This is a genomic window from Cellulosimicrobium funkei (assembly GCF_900155925.1).
Classification (GTDB): Bacteria; Actinomycetota; Actinomycetes; order Actinomycetales; family Cellulomonadaceae; genus Cellulosimicrobium; species Cellulosimicrobium funkei.
In genome coordinates this window covers 363,812-378,676 of the sequence record NZ_FTMI01000002.1, presented here as the reverse complement: position 1 = coordinate 378,676, position 14,865 = coordinate 363,812, and the positions used below count along the sequence as shown (strand labels likewise).

Annotated in this window: 12 protein-coding genes; 3 read left to right on the top strand and 9 right to left on the bottom strand. The window is 77.3% G+C overall.

All coding sequences use genetic code 11. The features are described from left to right. Window positions 1-15: 15 nt before the first annotated feature. The gene (locus BXA05_RS05985; RefSeq protein ID WP_083711544.1) at window positions 16-1,461 is read left to right on the top strand and encodes a multidrug effflux MFS transporter; all 1,446 of its coding nucleotides are present in this window, start codon (window positions 16-18) and stop codon (window positions 1,459-1,461) included. A 126-nt stretch (window positions 1,462-1,587) separates the two neighbouring features. Beyond that, entirely contained in the window at window positions 1,588-2,403 is an 816-nt protein-coding gene (locus tag BXA05_RS05980; RefSeq protein ID WP_076404306.1) for a uracil-DNA glycosylase, read from the top strand. A 199-nt stretch (window positions 2,404-2,602) separates the two neighbouring features. Here BXA05_RS05980 and BXA05_RS20000 read toward each other — a convergent pair whose 3' ends face one another. Together BXA05_RS20000 and BXA05_RS05975 are read right to left on the bottom strand one after the other, a co-directional pair. Beyond that, the gene (locus tag BXA05_RS20000) at window positions 2,603-2,767 is read right to left on the bottom strand and encodes a hypothetical protein (protein WP_157446563.1); all 165 of its coding nucleotides are present in this window, start codon (window positions 2,765-2,767) and stop codon (window positions 2,603-2,605) included. A 268-nt stretch (window positions 2,768-3,035) separates the two neighbouring features. After that, a complete protein-coding gene (locus tag BXA05_RS05975; RefSeq protein ID WP_076404305.1) occupies window positions 3,036-3,464 on the bottom strand; it encodes a VOC family protein in 429 nt (142 codons plus the stop codon). Window positions 3,465-3,547: 83 nt separating this feature from the next. Between BXA05_RS05975 and BXA05_RS20240 the strand changes: the two genes are divergently transcribed. After that, window positions 3,548-4,372: a helix-turn-helix domain-containing protein gene (locus tag BXA05_RS20240; protein ID WP_083711542.1), complete on the top strand. Its 825-nt coding sequence runs from the start codon at window positions 3,548-3,550 to the stop codon at window positions 4,370-4,372. A 35-nt stretch (window positions 4,373-4,407) separates the two neighbouring features. On the opposite strand, the gene BXA05_RS05965 is transcribed toward BXA05_RS20240, so the two are convergent. The 7 genes from BXA05_RS05965 to BXA05_RS05935 form a co-directional block, all read right to left on the bottom strand. Beyond that, window positions 4,408-7,539: an AAA family ATPase gene (locus BXA05_RS05965; protein WP_076404303.1), complete on the bottom strand. Its 3,132-nt coding sequence runs from the start codon at window positions 7,537-7,539 to the stop codon at window positions 4,408-4,410. Further along, the gene (locus BXA05_RS05960; RefSeq protein ID WP_076404302.1) at window positions 7,539-8,825 is read right to left on the bottom strand and encodes an exonuclease SbcCD subunit D; all 1,287 of its coding nucleotides are present in this window, start codon (window positions 8,823-8,825) and stop codon (window positions 7,539-7,541) included. Before BXA05_RS05960 ends, BXA05_RS05965 begins: the two co-directional genes overlap by 1 nt. A gap of 65 nt (window positions 8,826-8,890) precedes the next feature. Further along, the gene (locus BXA05_RS05955; RefSeq protein ID WP_021483854.1) at window positions 8,891-9,265 is read right to left on the bottom strand and encodes an STAS domain-containing protein; all 375 of its coding nucleotides are present in this window, start codon (window positions 9,263-9,265) and stop codon (window positions 8,891-8,893) included. Window positions 9,266-9,602: 337 nt separating this feature from the next. Further along, window positions 9,603-10,136 carry an aminoacyl-tRNA deacylase gene (locus tag BXA05_RS05950; protein ID WP_061267922.1) on the bottom strand — a complete coding sequence of 178 codons (534 nt, stop codon included), beginning with the start codon at window positions 10,134-10,136 and terminating at the stop codon, window positions 9,603-9,605. Between the two features lie 60 nt (window positions 10,137-10,196). Further along, window positions 10,197-10,730, bottom strand: a complete 534-nt coding sequence (locus BXA05_RS20440; RefSeq protein WP_076404301.1) for a DUF2087 domain-containing protein — start codon at window positions 10,728-10,730, stop codon at window positions 10,197-10,199. Between the two features lie 118 nt (window positions 10,731-10,848). Continuing rightward, complete coding sequence (locus BXA05_RS05940; RefSeq protein WP_076404300.1) at window positions 10,849-12,588, bottom strand: ABC-F family ATP-binding cassette domain-containing protein; 1,740 nt, start codon at window positions 12,586-12,588, stop codon at window positions 10,849-10,851. Between the two features lie 220 nt (window positions 12,589-12,808). After that, complete coding sequence (locus BXA05_RS05935) at window positions 12,809-14,851, bottom strand: D-alanyl-D-alanine carboxypeptidase family protein (RefSeq protein ID WP_076404299.1); 2,043 nt, start codon at window positions 14,849-14,851, stop codon at window positions 12,809-12,811. Window positions 14,852-14,865: the final 14 nt, after the last annotated feature.

The window sequence follows — 14,865 nt, the reverse complement described above, 5'->3', positions numbered from 1 at the left end:
GTGGTTGCCGCTGTCATGGCCTCCACCCCACCCGCGACCCCGGCGCCGACCGCGCCCGTCGCCGCCCGCCCGGGCACCGCCCCCTCCCCGAGCCCCGCGGCCCGCAAGGGGCGCATCAGCGCCGGTCTCGTCCTGCTGCTGTCCGCGCTCACCGCCGTCGGGCCGCTGACGATCGACCTCTACCTCTCCGCGTTCCCGCGCATCGTGGACGAGCTCGGTACGACCGAGTCCCGCGTCCAGCTCACCCTCACCGCGACCCTCGCGGGCCTCGCCCTCGGCCAGCTCCTCATCGGGTCGGTCTCGGACGCGGTCGGCCGCCGCGCTCCCCTGCTGGTGTCCCTCGCGGTGTACGTGGCGGCGTCCGTCGGGATCGTCTTCGCCGGCTCGGTCGCCGCGCTCACGGGCCTGCGGTTCGTCCAGGGCCTCTCCGCGGCCGCCGGGATGGTGCTGTCCATGGCGATCGTGCGCGACTCGTTCGAGGGCTACCAGATCGGCAAGGTCATCGCGCGGCTCATGCTCGTCGTGGGCGTCGCGCCCATCCTCGCGCCGACCATCGGCGCGCAGTTCCTGCGCCTCGGGTCGTGGCGCGGCATGTTCGTCGCGCTCGCCGTCGTGGGGGCCGTGCTCTTCGTGCTCGTGCTCCTGCGGCTGCGCGAGACGCTGCCCGTCGAACGCCGCCGCAGCGGCGGGACGGTCGCGGCCCTGCGCTCGTACGGCTCGCTCCTCGGGGACTGGTCGTTCATCGGCCTCGCGCTCATCGCCGGCTTCTACATGGCCGCGATGTTCACCTACATCTCCGCGTCGACGTTCGTGTTCCAGGACTTCTACGGGATGTCTGCCCAGCAGTACGCGATCGTCTTCGGCGTGGGCGCGGTGGCCGTGACGGCGGGCAGCCAGATCAACGGCGCGCTCGTCGGGCGCGTCACGCCCGAGCGCATCCTCCAGGGTGCGGTCGCGGCCGGGTTCGTCCTCTCGGGCGGGCTCCTCGTCGCCGCGCTCGCCGGTGGCGGGCTCGCGTGGCTCGTCCCGCTCATCGTGCTCACGCTCGGCACCGCGGGCTTCGTCATGCCGTCCGTCCCGGCCATCGCGCTCGAGCGCAACGCGCACCGCGCCGGCAGCGCCGCGGCCCTCATCGGCGCGTTCCAGTTCGGCGTCGGGGCGGTCGTCGCGCCGGTGACCGGCCTGCTCGGCGGGTCACCGCCGGTGACCATGGCCGCGGTGATGTTCGGCGTCGTCGTGGTCGCGGGCGCCGTGCTGCTCGGCCTGCGGCACACGTTCGGCGCGCCGCTCCCGGCCGACGCCGCGGACTCCCTCGGCGCGCCCGACCCCGCCGTCGGCGTCCCCGCCACGGCCACGGTCCTCCCGGACGCGGCCGTCGAGGCCACCCTCCCGTCCGCCGACGCGCCCCACGACGCTGCGGCGCTCGCCGGCGCGACGGCGCCGACGAACCGGCAGGCCTGACGGCCGACCACGGCCCTGCCGCCCGCTGAACACGGGATCGGCGACCGGATCTCGCCGATTGTGGTCGCCGACCCCGTGCTCGGCGGAGGGGGCGCGGGCGGGTGGGGGTCCGGGCAGGATGGGCGGGTGACGCCCGACGACCCCGACTACCCGCTCGCGGCCCGGACGGCGCCGACGCTCGCGGCGCTGGACGCCCACCTCGTCGAGTGCCGGGCGTGCCCGCGACTCGTGGCCTGGCGCGAGCACGTCGCCGACGTCAAGCGGGCGTCGTTCCGCGACGACGACTACTGGGCCCGCCCCGTCCCCGGTTTCGGTGACGAGCGGGCGGGGATCGTCGTCGTCGGGCTCGCGCCCGCCGCGCACGGGGCCAACCGCACGGGCCGCATGTTCACGGGCGACCGCAGCGGCGACTTCCTCTTCGCCGCCATGCACCGCACGGGCCTGGCCAACCAGGCGACGTCGGTCTCCGCCGACGACGGCCTCCGCCTCACCGGGATCCGCGTCACCGCGCCGGTGCGGTGCGCGCCCCCGGACAACAAGCCGACTCCGGAGGAACGCCGCCGCTGCGGCCCGTACCTCGCGCGCGAGGTCGAGCTGCTGGGCGCGACGGTGCGGGTCGCCGTCGTCCTCGGCGGCTTCGGGTGGCAGGCGCTGCTCTCGACGCTCGCCGAGCAGGGCTGGGCCGTGCCGCGTCCGCGGCCCCGGTTCGCGCACGGTGCGGAGGTGACGCTGCGCCGGGCCACCCCTCGCCCCGCCCCGGGAGCGTCGCTCCCCGGCGTCGTGCCCGACGGCGGCCCCCCGCCCCCGGAGCAGACCCTCACCCTGCTGGGGTGCTTCCACGTGAGCCAGCAGAACACGTTCACCGGCCGGCTCACCCCGCAGATGCTCGACGACGTGCTGCTCCGGGCGCGCGAGCTCGCGGGCCTCGGCGCACCGGTCTGACGTGCGCGCGCTCCCGACCGCGCACGGTGGTGAGCCGGCGGACGTTTCCCGGGCTGCGGTCGCCCGACCCACGGTGAACGGTGGCGAGCCGCCGGACCGTACCGGGGCGCGGTGGCCGCGCTCACGGCTCACGGCTCACGGCTCACGGCTCACGGTGGCGAGCCGCCGGACGCTGCGGGGGCGCGAGTCCCGACAGACGTTAGCGGGCGGCGGTGGCCGGGGACTGGCGGCGCGGTGCGTCGGCCCAGCGGCGGCGCTCCGCCACGCGCGGGGCGACGCGGCCGACGAGACGGAGCTGCTCCCGGCGCGCGATGACCTCCATGCGCCGCAGCTCGCGCTCGAGCGGGGACGATGCTGCTGACATTGCTGCTCTCCTTCGACGGCTCCCGGACGACGCCGCCGGTCGCGGCCGTTCCCGGGAGAGCACGCGACGACCGGCGGGACGTCGCTCGGCTCCTCGAAGAGGGACGGACACGGGGCCGGTTCGTGACATCCCGCCCCGTCCGGCCGAGCCGTGAGCGGCAATCCCACGTCCCGCGCCTGGCGTCCTGCGCTCCCGCCCCGAATCGTGAGCCCGAGCCCCGAGCCCCGAGCCCCGAGCCCCGAGCGACCCTCGGGGACGCGCGCGCCGGTTACGCCGTCGGGCGGGCGGACTCCTCATACTGCTCGACGAACTCCCCCGTCGGCGGGACGGGCGTGATGACGTCCACGAGCACCCCGTTCGGGTCGGCCGTGATGAAGTGCCGCTGCCCGAACGCCTCGTCGCGCAGCGAGCGCAGGATCGGCAGTCCCGCGGCGACGAGGCGCGCGTGCACGGCGTCGACGTCCTCGACCTCGAGGTTGAGCAGGAGCCCGCCCGCGCGACCCCGGCCGCTCGTCGGGATCGTCTCGTGGTCGCCGTCGAGCACGGCGAGGTTCACCGACGCGTCGTGCACGGACTGGAGGTGGACGTACCAGTCGCTCGTGAAGAGCGGCCGGAAGTCCAGGTGGTCGCGGTAGAACGCGACGGTCCCTGCGACGTCCCCGGTCATGAGCACGGGGTACCAGCTCGTGATGCGCACAGTCTTCTCCTCGTCGTCGGCGACCGGACGGTCGCAAAAACAAACAGGCTGTATGTATCGAGAATGGCCTACAGTCTGTCGGTATGCAAGAGCGCCGCCGGACCAACGCCGAACGCACCCGCGCGACCCGCGTGGCCCTCGTCGCAGCCGCGCGCGACCTCTTCGTCCGCGCCGGGTACTCCGCGACGTCGACGCCCCAGATCGCCGCCGCCGCGAACGTCACGCGCGGCGCGCTGTACCACCACTACGCCGACAAGCAGGACCTGTTCCGCGCCGTCGCCGAGGCCGAGGCCGAGGCGGTCGCCCGGGAGATCGAGGAGCGCACCGCCGGGGATCCCGGCACGGCAGCCGCGGAACGACCGGACGCCCCAGACAACCCAGACGGCCCGGACGCCCCGGACGCCCGCGCGATGCTCGTGGAGGGTGCGCGCGCCTACCTCGACGCGATGGGTGAACCCGGCCGCACGCGGCTGCTCCTCGTCGATGCACCCGCCGTGCTCGGCCCCGCAGAGGCCGACGCGCTCGACGCCCGCCACGCGCGCCGAACGCTCCGCGAGGGGCTCGGCGCGGCGCTCGGTATCCGGTCGAGCGGGGTCAGCACGAGCCGCGGCGCGGGCGACGACGACGTGCCCGGCCCAGGCGACGGGTCCGCCGTCCGCCCGGGCGAAGGGTCCGCCGTCCACCCGGGCGAGAGGTCCGCCGTCGACCAGGGAGAGCCCAGCGACGTCGCACGAGACCTCGCGGACGAGGAACGCCTCGACGCGCTGACGCTCCTGCTGTCCGCGGCGTTCGACCGCGCCGCCCTCGCGCTCGACGCGGGCGCGCCGCCGGGACCCGTGCGGGCGGCCGTGACCGAGCTCGTCGACCGCGTGTGCGCGCCGACGCCGGGACCGCGCCCTCGCTCCTGACTGACGGCCGCTCCTGACGGACGGCGCAGCCCCGGTCAGGCCCGCACGGTGAGCGTGCTGCCGCCGCCGGGGAGACGACGGACCTCGACGCGCTCCGCGACGGACTGCTTGAGCGCCTCGACGTGCGAGACGACGCCCACGACGCGCCCGCCCGCGCGGAGCCGGCCGAGCGCCGCGAGGACGGCCTCCAGCGTCTCGGGGTCGAGGCTGCCGAAGCCCTCGTCGACGAACAGCGTCCCGAGCTCGATGCCGCCCGCCTCGGCCGTGACGACGTCTGCGAGCCCGAGGGCGAGGCACAGCGACACGTAGAACGTCTCCCCGCCGGACAGCGTGCGCGGGTCGCGCTCGCGCTCCGTCACGTGGTCGAGCACCTTCATCGCGAGGCCGCGCTTGTGCGCCCGCACGTCCTCGCGCGTCGCGCTGCGCACGAGCTCGTACCGCCCTGACGACATCTCGGCGAGGCGCTCGTTCGCCGCCGCGACCACGTCCTCGAACCGCTGCACGAGCACGAACGTCGCGAGCGAGAGCGCGTGCGCGTTGTCGCCCGTGCCCGACGCGAGCGCCGCCATGCGCACGACCGGTCCCGCCGCGTCCCGCGCCGCGGTCCAGCCGTCGACCGCCGCGCCGACGGCTTCGGCCGCCACCCGGGCCGCGTCCGCCCGGCGGGCGACGAGCTCGTGCTGCCGCGCCGCGGCCCCGGCCACGGCCTCTGCCTCGTCGACGGCGGCGCGCGCGCCCGCGACGTCGGCCCGTACGTCCTCGGGCAGGTCGGCGAGCGCCGGGTCCGCGAGGCCGGTCGCCGTCGCGGTCCGCGCCGCGTCGTGCTCCGCGACGCGCTGAGAGAGCGCGTGCCGCTCGGCGTCGTCGAGCACCGCGGCGAGCGCCTCGGCCGCGTCCGCGAACCCCGACCGCGCGACGAGCGCGGCGACGTCGGCCGCACGCTCCTCGCACGCCCGCTGGGCGGCGGCGACGGCGCTGCCCGCGTCCGCGAGCGCGTCGATCGTGCGCACCCGTCCCTCCAGCGCGGCCGCGAGGACGGCGACGGGGTTGCGCGCGCCGCCCTCGTCGGCGAGCGGGTCGGGCAGGTCCACGAGCTCCACGAGCGGGCCCGCCGCGTCGAGCTCGGAGCGGATCTCGGCGCGGTCGCGCGCGAGGGCCGCCTCGGTCTCCTGGAGCCGCGCGGTCGTGCCCGCGACCGCCTCGGCGAGCCCGGCCGCCCGGGCCTCCAGCGCACGCGTCTCCGCGTCCAGCTCCTCGAGCTCGCGCTCGGCCTCGGCGCGCTCACGCTCCGCGGTGCGCGCGGCGGCCACCAGCTCCTCCGCGTGCGCGACCCGCTGCCCGGCCTCCTGCGGGGTCAGGCCGTCGGCGTCCCGACGGCGGGCCTCGCACCGCTCGGCGAGCACCTGAGCGCGGGCCGAGACGTCGTGCAGCAGGCGCTCGGCCTCCGCGCGCTCCCGCTCGGCGCGCTCGACGTCCTCGACCGCCGGGTGGTCCTCGGCGAGCGGCGCCGGGTGCGGGTGCTCGGCCCCGCCGCACACCGGGCACGGCTCGCCGGCGGCGAGGCCCGCGGCCAGCTCTCCGGCCAGACCCGCGATGCGCGCAGCCCGCAGCCGGGCCTCGTGCTCCACCGCCTCGTGCGCCCGGACCGCGGCCCGTGCCCGCTCGGCGTGCGCCTCGGCCGCCTCGGTCGCGAGCGCCGCCGTCTGGCGCGCCGCCTCCTCGACCGCCCGGGCGCGATCCGCGCGCTCGCGGAGCACCCCGAGCGCGCCCGCGGCCTCCGCGAGGGACGCGACCCGCGTGCGCAGGGCGTCGCGGCGCGCCGGGCGTGCGTCGAGCTCGGCCAGCACGCGACCCCGCTCCTCCGTCGCCTGCGCCACCTCCTTGCGCCCGTCGGCGAGCTCGCGGTCGCGCCCGGGCAGCGACGCCCCCACCGGGACGAGCCTCGCCACCCGCACGGCCGCCGTCGCGACGTCGGCGCGCAGGGCCTCGAGCGTCGTCGGGTCGGCGTCGGCGAGGGCGGCGGGCGCCCCGGTGCGCGCGAGCGCGAGCCGGTCGAGCGCGGCGCGCAGGGTCTGCTCGGCGCGCGCGAGGCCCTGGGCGGCCGGGGCGACGACCGCGGCACGTGCCGCCGCGTCCGCCCGACGGCGACACTCGGCCACCGCCACCTCCTCCTCGTCGAGGCGCGCCGCGTCGGCCCGCAGCCGGGCTCGCCGCTCCAGCGCGTCGTGCCGAGCGCGCTCGTGCTCGAACCGCTCACGCGCCGCGGCGAGCGTCGCGTCGGCCCCCGCCGCGCGCTCGGCCAGCGACGTGGCCTCGGCGTCGAGGCGCGCGACGTGCGCGACGGCGAGCGTGTGCACGCCCGGCGTCGCCTCCGCAGCGGCCGGGGCGCCGCCATCGTCGGCCCGCCGCAGCCGGTCGTCGTCGTGCGCGGCCTCGCGCAGCCGCCGCGCGTCGTCGGGCTCGAGCCCGGCGGACCCCACGAACCGCTCCGCCGCGCCCACGACGCCCTGCCGCGCGGCGTCCGTGCGCGACCGCGCCGCGCGCGCGAGCTCCGCCAGGCGCGCGGCTGCGCGGTGGTAGAGCTCCGTGCCGAAGACCTTCTGGAGCAGCACGGCCCGGTCCTCGGGCTTCGCGCGCAGGAACGTCGCGAACTCGCCCTGCGGCAGCACGACCGTCTGCACGAGCTGGCGCCGGTCGAGGCCCACGAGCCGGCGGATCTCGTCGCCCGCCTCGTCGAGCCGTGCGGACAGCAGCTCGCCCGCGGCGTCCTCCACCGCGTCCGGCGCGTCGGTGGGTGGCACCTCGGCGAGCCGCCAGAGCCGCACCGAGGCCTGCTGGGTCGTGGTGCCGGTGCCGCGCTTCTTGGGGCGGCGGTACTCGGGCGTGCGCCGGACCCGGAAGACACCGGCGGGGACTTCCAGCACGAGGTCGACGTACGACTCGACGTCCGGTCCCGCGAACGCCGAGCGGAGACGGTCGTCGCTCGCGGCGTCGGAGGCGACCTTGCCGTAGAGCGCGAACACGATCGCGTCGATGATCGTGGACTTGCCGGCGCCCGTCGGCCCCTCGAGGAGGTAGATCCCGGACGCGCCGAGCGCCGCGAGGTCGACGTGGTGGCGGCCCGCGAACGGGCCGATCGCCTGGAAGGTCAGGGAGTGCAGGTGCATCAGGCGCTGCGCTCCTCGGCGAGCGCGAGCTCGAACGCCTCCCGCAGCACGACGACCTCCGCCTCGCTGGGGGCGTGGCCGGAGACGTGCTCGACGAAGTCGCGCGCGACGTCCAGCGGGTCGCGCCCCGGCCCGACGGCGGTCACGACCTCCCGCTGGGCGACGCGCGGGGGGCGGTGCGTCACCTGGAGCGCGTGCGGGAACCGGGACCGGACGCGGGCGTACAGCTCGGCTGGCCGGACCGGGTCCGTCACGACGACGCGCAGCCAGTCGTCGACGTGCGGCTCGCCCGCCTCCCCGAGCAGCTCGTCGAGCGAGCCGGTCACCTCCGCGAGGCGGCGCGGCACGGGAGCGGGGACCAGCTCAACCGCCGCGTCCGCGTCCGCGCGGACCCGGTCGACGTCGACGAGCGCGGTGGACTTGCGCTGGTGCAGCTCCGAGAAGGAGAACGCGAGGGGCGAGCCCGAGTAGCGGGCGACGGTCGCCACGCCGCCGTCGGCCTCTCCGCCGCCGACGTCCGGGACGGTGACGCGCTGCGGCCCGTGCAGGTGGCCGAGCGCCACGTAGTCCACCCCGCGGCCCGCGAACGCAGCGGCCGGGACGGCGTCCACGCCGCCCACGCGGATGTCGCGCTCGGAGTCCGACGCCAGACCACCCACGACGAACGCGTGCCCGACGACGACCGCCCGCACCCCCGGGTCCGCGGCGCGGCGCCGGGCGAGGTCGGCGCCCACCCGGCGCAGGGCCGCCCCCATGACGGCCTCGTGGGACCGCGCGAGCGGCCGCTGCCTCACCGAGTCGCCGCCCACCCCCTCGGCGTCGGGAGCGTCGGCGTCCGGCGCGTCCGCGAGGACGTGCCGGGCCGTGTCCGGGTCGAGGTACGGGAGCGCGTAGACGAGCAGCGGCGAGGCGTCGCCGCTCGTCGCACCGGGGCGCGGGCCCAGGACGACGGGCGCACCGACGTCGGCCAGGCGTGCCCGCACGTGGACGCCCGGGCGCAGGAGGCGGTCGCCGAACCCGAGCCGGACGGCGGAGTCGTGGTTGCCCGGCGTGACGACGACGTGCGCGTGCTCGGCGAGCCGCGTCACCGCGTCCGAGAGGAGGGAGACGGCGTCGACCGGCGGGATCGCGCGGTCGTAGACGTCGCCCGCGACGACGACCGCGTCGACCGCCTCGGAGCGGGTCAGCTCGACGAGGTGGTCGAGGTGCGCGGCCTGGTGCTCCAGCAGGTCGACCCCGTGCAAGGTGCGCCCGAGGTGCCAGTCGGAGGTGTGCAGGATGCGCATGCCCGCACCGTACCGGCCGGTTCCCACAGCCCCGGGGACCCGGGGCGGCGGCGGGCGCGCGGGTGTCAGACGGCGCCGACGACCTCGATCGGGCCCGTGGAGGCGCCGCTGCGCTCGACGGGGATCCGCCCGCCCATGCCGATCATGTCGAGCAGCTCGACGATGCTCGGCGACGGGTCCCGGAGCACGACCTCACGGCCGTCCTCCTCGCCGAGCATGTAGAGCTGGATGATGAACGCGATGCCCGAGGAGTCGATGAAGGTGACGTCGGCGACGTCCACCACGACGCGCCCGCGGGTGTCGAGCACGTAGGACATCGCCTCGCTCGCGCGGTCGCGCAGCGCCGCGTCCACCTCTCCCCACATCGTCACGACCACGCCGCCGTCCGCCGGGGCGTAGACGATCCCGCTCGTCCGGTCGATCGCGCTGCCTGTGTCCACGGTTCCCGCTTCTCTCGAGTCGTCCTGCCTGCTGTCGGCCGCCCCTCCGGACAACGTCCGGCGGTGGTGGCCTGTTCCCTGCGCCTGCCTCACGGCTCCGTCCGGTTGCTCGCCGTGACCGTCGGGCGGCGGGTCGGACGAGGCGACCGTGACCGGAGCACCCCAGAGTCTGCACCCGGCGCGGGGCGCACACCAGCCCGCGCGGCGGTCGACCGCGACCTTCCTCCGAACCCTCACAACCCGGACCGCGTCGGTGCCTCCGCGCGCCTCCCGGAGCCCCGGGAGCGCCACGAGAAGGCGCAGCCCGGGCGGCGTCGCGGTCTCGTTCCCTTACCCGCTACAGGGGCTCGGTGACGTCGGCGACCTGGGCCCCGAGGGCGGCCACGAGGGCCTGCCCGTCGACCGTCGCGGCCACGCCGTGCTCGCCCGCGCCGATGGAGACGAGGTGGTCGCCGTCACCCGGGGCTTCCGGGGTCGCCGGGTCGCCCGCGACGTCCACCTCGTCCTCGCCGCGCACGGCGACCACGCGCACGTCCGCCACGACGGGCCACGCGTGCGTGGCGCCGAACGGCGTGATGGTGCCGCGCTCGTACCCGGTGACGTCGCGCGCGACCTCCTTGTCCGGCATGGACAGGCGCGACACGCCGAGCAGCGCGCGCAGCTTGGGCCACGAGATCTGCCGGTCGCCCGGGACGAGCACGAACAGGTAGTCGTCCTCCGCGCGCCGCACGACGATCGTCTTGAGGACGCGCGCCGGGTGCACGCCGCGCGCGGCGGCCGCCTCCTCCAGCGACCCCACCCGGCCGTGCCGGGTGAGGGTGAAGTCGATGCCCGACGCCTCCAGCGCCGCCACGGCGCGCTCGCTGCTCATGAGAACCGACCCTAGCCCTCGCTCCCGACGCACGGGCTGCCGTAGCGGGGCCGCCGCCCGTCAGACGTCGTCGAACTCCGTCACGACGGTGCGCCAGTACTCGGCGCCGTCGCGCGTGCGGTGCACGAGGCCCGCGTCGACCATCGCGCGCCGCAGCGACACCGGGTCCGCGGCGCGCGCCGCGAGCCGCTTGGTCAACGTGAGCTCGGTGACGGGCTCCTCCAGCGGGAGCACCTGCGCCGCGAGGTACTGCACGACGAGCTCGCGGTCGCGCAGCCGCTTCGGCATGCGCAGCAGGCGTCCGTCCGTGAGGAAGCGGTCGGGGCCCGTGGGGCGCGGCGTGGGCGCGGACGCGAGCAGGGCCGCGAACCGCTCGGGCGCCGCCCGCAGGAAGCCCGTCTCCTCGCGCACCACGACGCCCGCGGCGAGGAGCGGCGCGAGCCGACGGCGCTCGTCGGCCGACAGCACCGCCTCCGCGGGCCCCTCGGTCACGACGCGCGCGAGCACCTCGAGCCGTCCCGCGTCGGCGAGCGACGCGACCACCTGCTTCCACGCGTTGTCGGGCACCGGGGCGCCCGTCCGGTCGTCGTCCACCGCCAGACCCTACGCACGCCGCGCCGCGGACGGCCACCGCGTTCCCGGACCCCGCACCCCGTGCCCCACCTCCCGGGCGCCCCACCCCGCGGCCGGACCGACGAGCGCGGCGGGGACGTCAGGCGAGGTGCACGGCGTCGCCCTGCCAGCGGCGCCGCAGCCACCGGTCGTGCGACGCCACGACCACGGCGCCCGGCCACTCCTCCACGGCCTCCATGAGCTCGCCCGCGAGCGTGAGCGACACGTGGTTCGTCGGCTCGTCGAGGAGCAGCACGTCGGGCGCCTGCGTGACGAGCATCGCGAGCACCACGCGCCGGCGCTGCCCCACGGAGAGCTCCGCGAGCCGTCGCCCCAGGTCGCGCGGCGCGAGGAGGCCGTGCGCGTCCACGGCCGCGTCGCGCGCGTCCGCCGGGTCCACGCCCTGCGCGAGGGCGAGCAGCTCGCGCGGGGTGCGGTCGTCGTCGTGCAGGTGCACGTCCTGCTCGAGCAGCCCCACCCGGACCCCGCGCGCCCGGCCCACGGTGCCGGCGTCGGGCACGAGGTCGCCCGCGAGCACGTGCAGCAGCGTGGACTTCCCGGCACCGTTGGCCCCGGTGACGAGCAGCCGGCTCCCCCGCGCGACCTCGATCGACGGGACGCCCGACGCCGCCATGTCGAGCCGGTCCGGCCGCTCGCCCGGGGCCGCCCCGGGCCCTCCACGCCCGGGCCGGTGCACGACGACGCCGCGCGCCCACGCGACCACGTCGCCACCGCCCGGCGCGAGGCGGGTCCCCCCGCTCGGCGGTGCGAAGCGCAGGGGCGGGGGCGGCTTGCGCACCTGGTCGCGCTCGAGCACGTCGAGCCGCTGCTGCGCGTTGCGCACGCGCCGCGCGATCTGGCCCTGCACGCGCTCGCCCTTGAAGTCGTAGAGGATCTTCGCCTGGTTGCCCCGCTCACGGTTCTTCGCGACGTCCCGGGCCGTCACCGCGACCCCGCGCCGCAGCTCCGCGAGCTCGGCCTGCTCCGCCTCGAAGCGCTGCTCCCAGCGCTCGCGCTCGACGCGCTTGGCCTCGAGGTAGTCGCCGTACGTGCCGCCGTAGAGGGTCCCCGCTCCCCCGCCGCGTGCCGCGTCCCCGCCGCCCGCGCCGCGGAGCGGCTCCGCGACCGGGTCGAGGTCGAGGATCTCGGTGCACACCTCGTCGAGGAACACGCGGTCGTGGCTCGCGAGCACCACGGCGCCCGGGAGCGCGCGCAGCGCCGCGGCGAGGAACTCCGCCGCGTCGTCGTCGAGGTGGTTCGTCGGCTCGTCGAGCAGCATCGCGCCGGGCTGGCGCACGAGCAGCGCGGCGAGGCCGAGCCGCGTGCGCTGGCCCCCGGACAGCGACCCGACCTCGCGGCCCACGACCCCGTCGACGTCGAGCCCCAGACCCGCGAGCGTGCGCGCGGCCCGCGCGTCGGCGTCCCAGACGTCGGCGAGCTCGGCGCGCGCGAGGGCGCGCGCGTACGCCTCCTCGGCACCGGGGACGGGTTCGCCGCCCGGGTCGCCGGCGAGGGCGAGCGCCGCCTCCTCGAGCTCGCGCTCGATCCCGCGGACGCGCGCGAGCGCGTCGTCGACGACCGCGCGGACCGACGTCGTCGGCGGGTACGGGAACTCCTGGTGCAGGAACCCGAGGTCGGCGGGCCGGCTCACCGTGCCGTCGTCTGGGGCGAGCGTGCCCGCGAGCACCCGCAGGAGCGTGGACTTGCCGACACCGTTCTCGCCGACGAGACCCGTGCGATGGCCGGGGTCGACGGCGAGGTCGACGCCGCGCAGGACCGCGCGGCCCGCGAAGGACACGCGGACGTCGGACGCGCGCAGGACAGGGGTGGGACGTGCCATGGGTGATCACCTACCAGGTGCCCGGGTGGCGCGCGCACGCCGCGGAGGGCGGCGGGGGCCACGGCGACGGGCTCGACGGGACGGAGCGGCCGGGGCGGGTGAGGATCACATCCCGCCCGACGCTACGCCGTCGGTACGGAAGGCGCACGGCATTTTCCCGGCGGCGCCCTCGCGCCGGGCGCGGCCACGGTTCCGCCCGGGCCCGACGACGCCCCTCGGCTCAGGGGGTGGTCGGCTCCGTCCCGGGGGCCGTCGGGGCCTGGGTCGGCGCGACCGTGGGCTCGGGTGCCGGGTCCGTCGGCTCGGGTGACGGCTCGGGCTCGGGCTCGGGCGGCGGCCCGGACGAGACGACGATCGCGACCGTGCTTCCCGGCGCGACCTGGGTGCCGGAGCCCGGCGTGACGGACAGCACGGTCCCGGGCGCGGCCTCGTCGACCTGCGTCGTGACGCTGACCTTCAGCCCGGCGCCCTGCAGCGCTGCCTCCACGGTGGCCTGCTGCTTGCCGACGAGGTTCGCCGGGACGGCGACGGTCGTGGGCGGCGGCGGGTCCGTGGGCTTCGTCGGCGGGGGTTCCGTGGGCGTGGGCGTGGGCGTCGGTGCCGGGGGCTGCGGCGCGGGCGGGGTCGTCGGCTTCGGCGCGGGGGCGCTCGGCGTCGCCGGCTTCTGCGGCGTGGACGGCGCGCTGCCCTCGGCAGGCGTGTACCGCGTCGGCATCTTCCCCGCCGCGAAGAACTCGAAGTGCCACGGCTCCGGCTTGGAGCCGTTGGGCCGCGCCCATGCGGGGTTGTCCCAGCCGTAGTCCGGGCCGTGCGTGCGGAGCCAGACGTACTCGAGCGACGTCCCCGACGGCACGTTCCCGCCGACGTCGATCGCGAGCCCCCACCCGTGCTGCGACGTGCCGGGCACGGCCGCGAGGTAGGGCTTGACCGCCTTGAGGCGCACCTGCTCGTCGTAGGGGCGGTACGCGTCGGTGATCTTCAGCGCGTACCCGAACTCCTTCTCGAACTCGGCGGCGAGGGCCTCGAGCTGCTCCGCGGCGTCGCAGCGCAGGGTCTTGCCGGGCGCGAAGTCGAGCGCGCACAACGCCTCCGGCGGGATGCGGCCGTTCTGGTACTGCGCCGTCGAGCCCGCGTACCGCTCGACGACCTCGGCGAGCCGCTCCGCGAGGGTCGTGCCCGCGAGCGCCGTCGCCCCGGCTGCCGGGACGACCCCGACCGGCACGAGGTCGGTGCCGAGCAGCTCGGCGAGCGTCGTCGCGGAGGCGAGGACGTCCTCCAGCGTCACGTCGCCGTGCGCGTGGTCGTCGCCCTCGGCGTGGCCGCCGTCACCGCTGTCAGCCGATCCGTCGGCCGGGTCCTGGGAGCCGTCGAGCTCACCGGGGGCCACCCCGTCGGGCGCGGGCACCTCGTCCTCGGGCAGCGTCCGGTCGCCCGGGGACCCCGCGTCTCCCGCGGATCCCGTGCCGCCGGGGGCGGTCGGGTCCAGGGGCGTGCTCGTGCCGGGCGCCGGGCTCGGCGTGCCGCCGGGGCTCGGGGAGTCGCTCGGCGAGGGGTCGGTGGACGCGCTGGGGGACGGGCTGCTCGTCGGGCTGGGCGACGGCGCGGTGGGCGTCGCCGCGGTGCGGACCGCGTCGGTCGCTACGTCGCCGGCGGCGTCGACCGTCGCGGGCTGCTGCGCCGGGCGGTCGGTCGCGGGGTCGTCGGTCTCGCCGTCCGTGCCCGTCGTGGTGTCGTCGGTGCCATCGCCTGCGCCCGGGCCGAGCGGCTCCGGCAGCTCGGGGACCTGCGCGCCGTCGAGCGACTCGTCCAGGTCGAGGTCGCCGTCGGGCACGAGGGGCGCGGGGACGCGGCGGGCCGCGTCCTGCTGCGCGAGGTAGGTGGCCAGGAGCATGCCGAGCTCGGCGCGGGCCTGCTCGACGGGCGGGGAGACGTGGCCGTCGTCGAGCGCGTTGGCCGTCGCGAGGACCTCGATGGCGCCGTCGAGCTGCTGGCCCTCGTCGAGGCCGGCCCCGAGGGTGCTCGAGAGCGCCGCGACCTGGGTCGCCGTGGCCGTCTCCTGCGCGAAGAACGACGCGCCCGGGCGGGGCTGGGCGCTGCCGGCGAGTGCCGCGGCGAGCGTGATGGCGAGCGCCGAGGAGATGAGGACGTGCGACACGGCCCGCGCGCGTCGTCCGAACGACTCCGGACCCACCGCGGCGGCGGGCGCGGGCTCGGGCGTCACGGGCGCGTCGTCCGCGCCCTCGTGCTCCGCCGTGGTGCTCACCGCTCACTCCCGTG

Bases quoted from the DNA above. Each gene is read 5' to 3' on its own strand.
- BXA05_RS05985 (WP_083711544.1), top strand. From the start codon at position 16: ATGGCCTCCACCCCACCCGCGACCCCGGCGCCGACCGCGCCCGTCGCC.
- BXA05_RS20000 (WP_157446563.1), bottom strand. From the start codon at position 2,767: ATGTCAGCAGCATCGTCCCCGCTCGAGCGCGAGCTGCGGCGCATGGAG.
- BXA05_RS20240 (WP_083711542.1), top strand. From the start codon at position 3,548: ATGCAAGAGCGCCGCCGGACCAACGCCGAACGCACCCGCGCGACCCGC.
- BXA05_RS05965 (WP_076404303.1), bottom strand. From the start codon at position 7,539: ATGCACCTGCACTCCCTGACCTTCCAGGCGATCGGCCCGTTCGCGGGC.
- BXA05_RS05960 (WP_076404302.1), bottom strand. From the start codon at position 8,825: ATGCGCATCCTGCACACCTCCGACTGGCACCTCGGGCGCACCTTGCAC.
- BXA05_RS05950 (WP_061267922.1), bottom strand. From the start codon at position 10,136: ATGAGCAGCGAGCGCGCCGTGGCGGCGCTGGAGGCGTCGGGCATCGAC.
- BXA05_RS05940 (WP_076404300.1), bottom strand. From the start codon at position 12,588: ATGGCACGTCCCACCCCTGTCCTGCGCGCGTCCGACGTCCGCGTGTCC.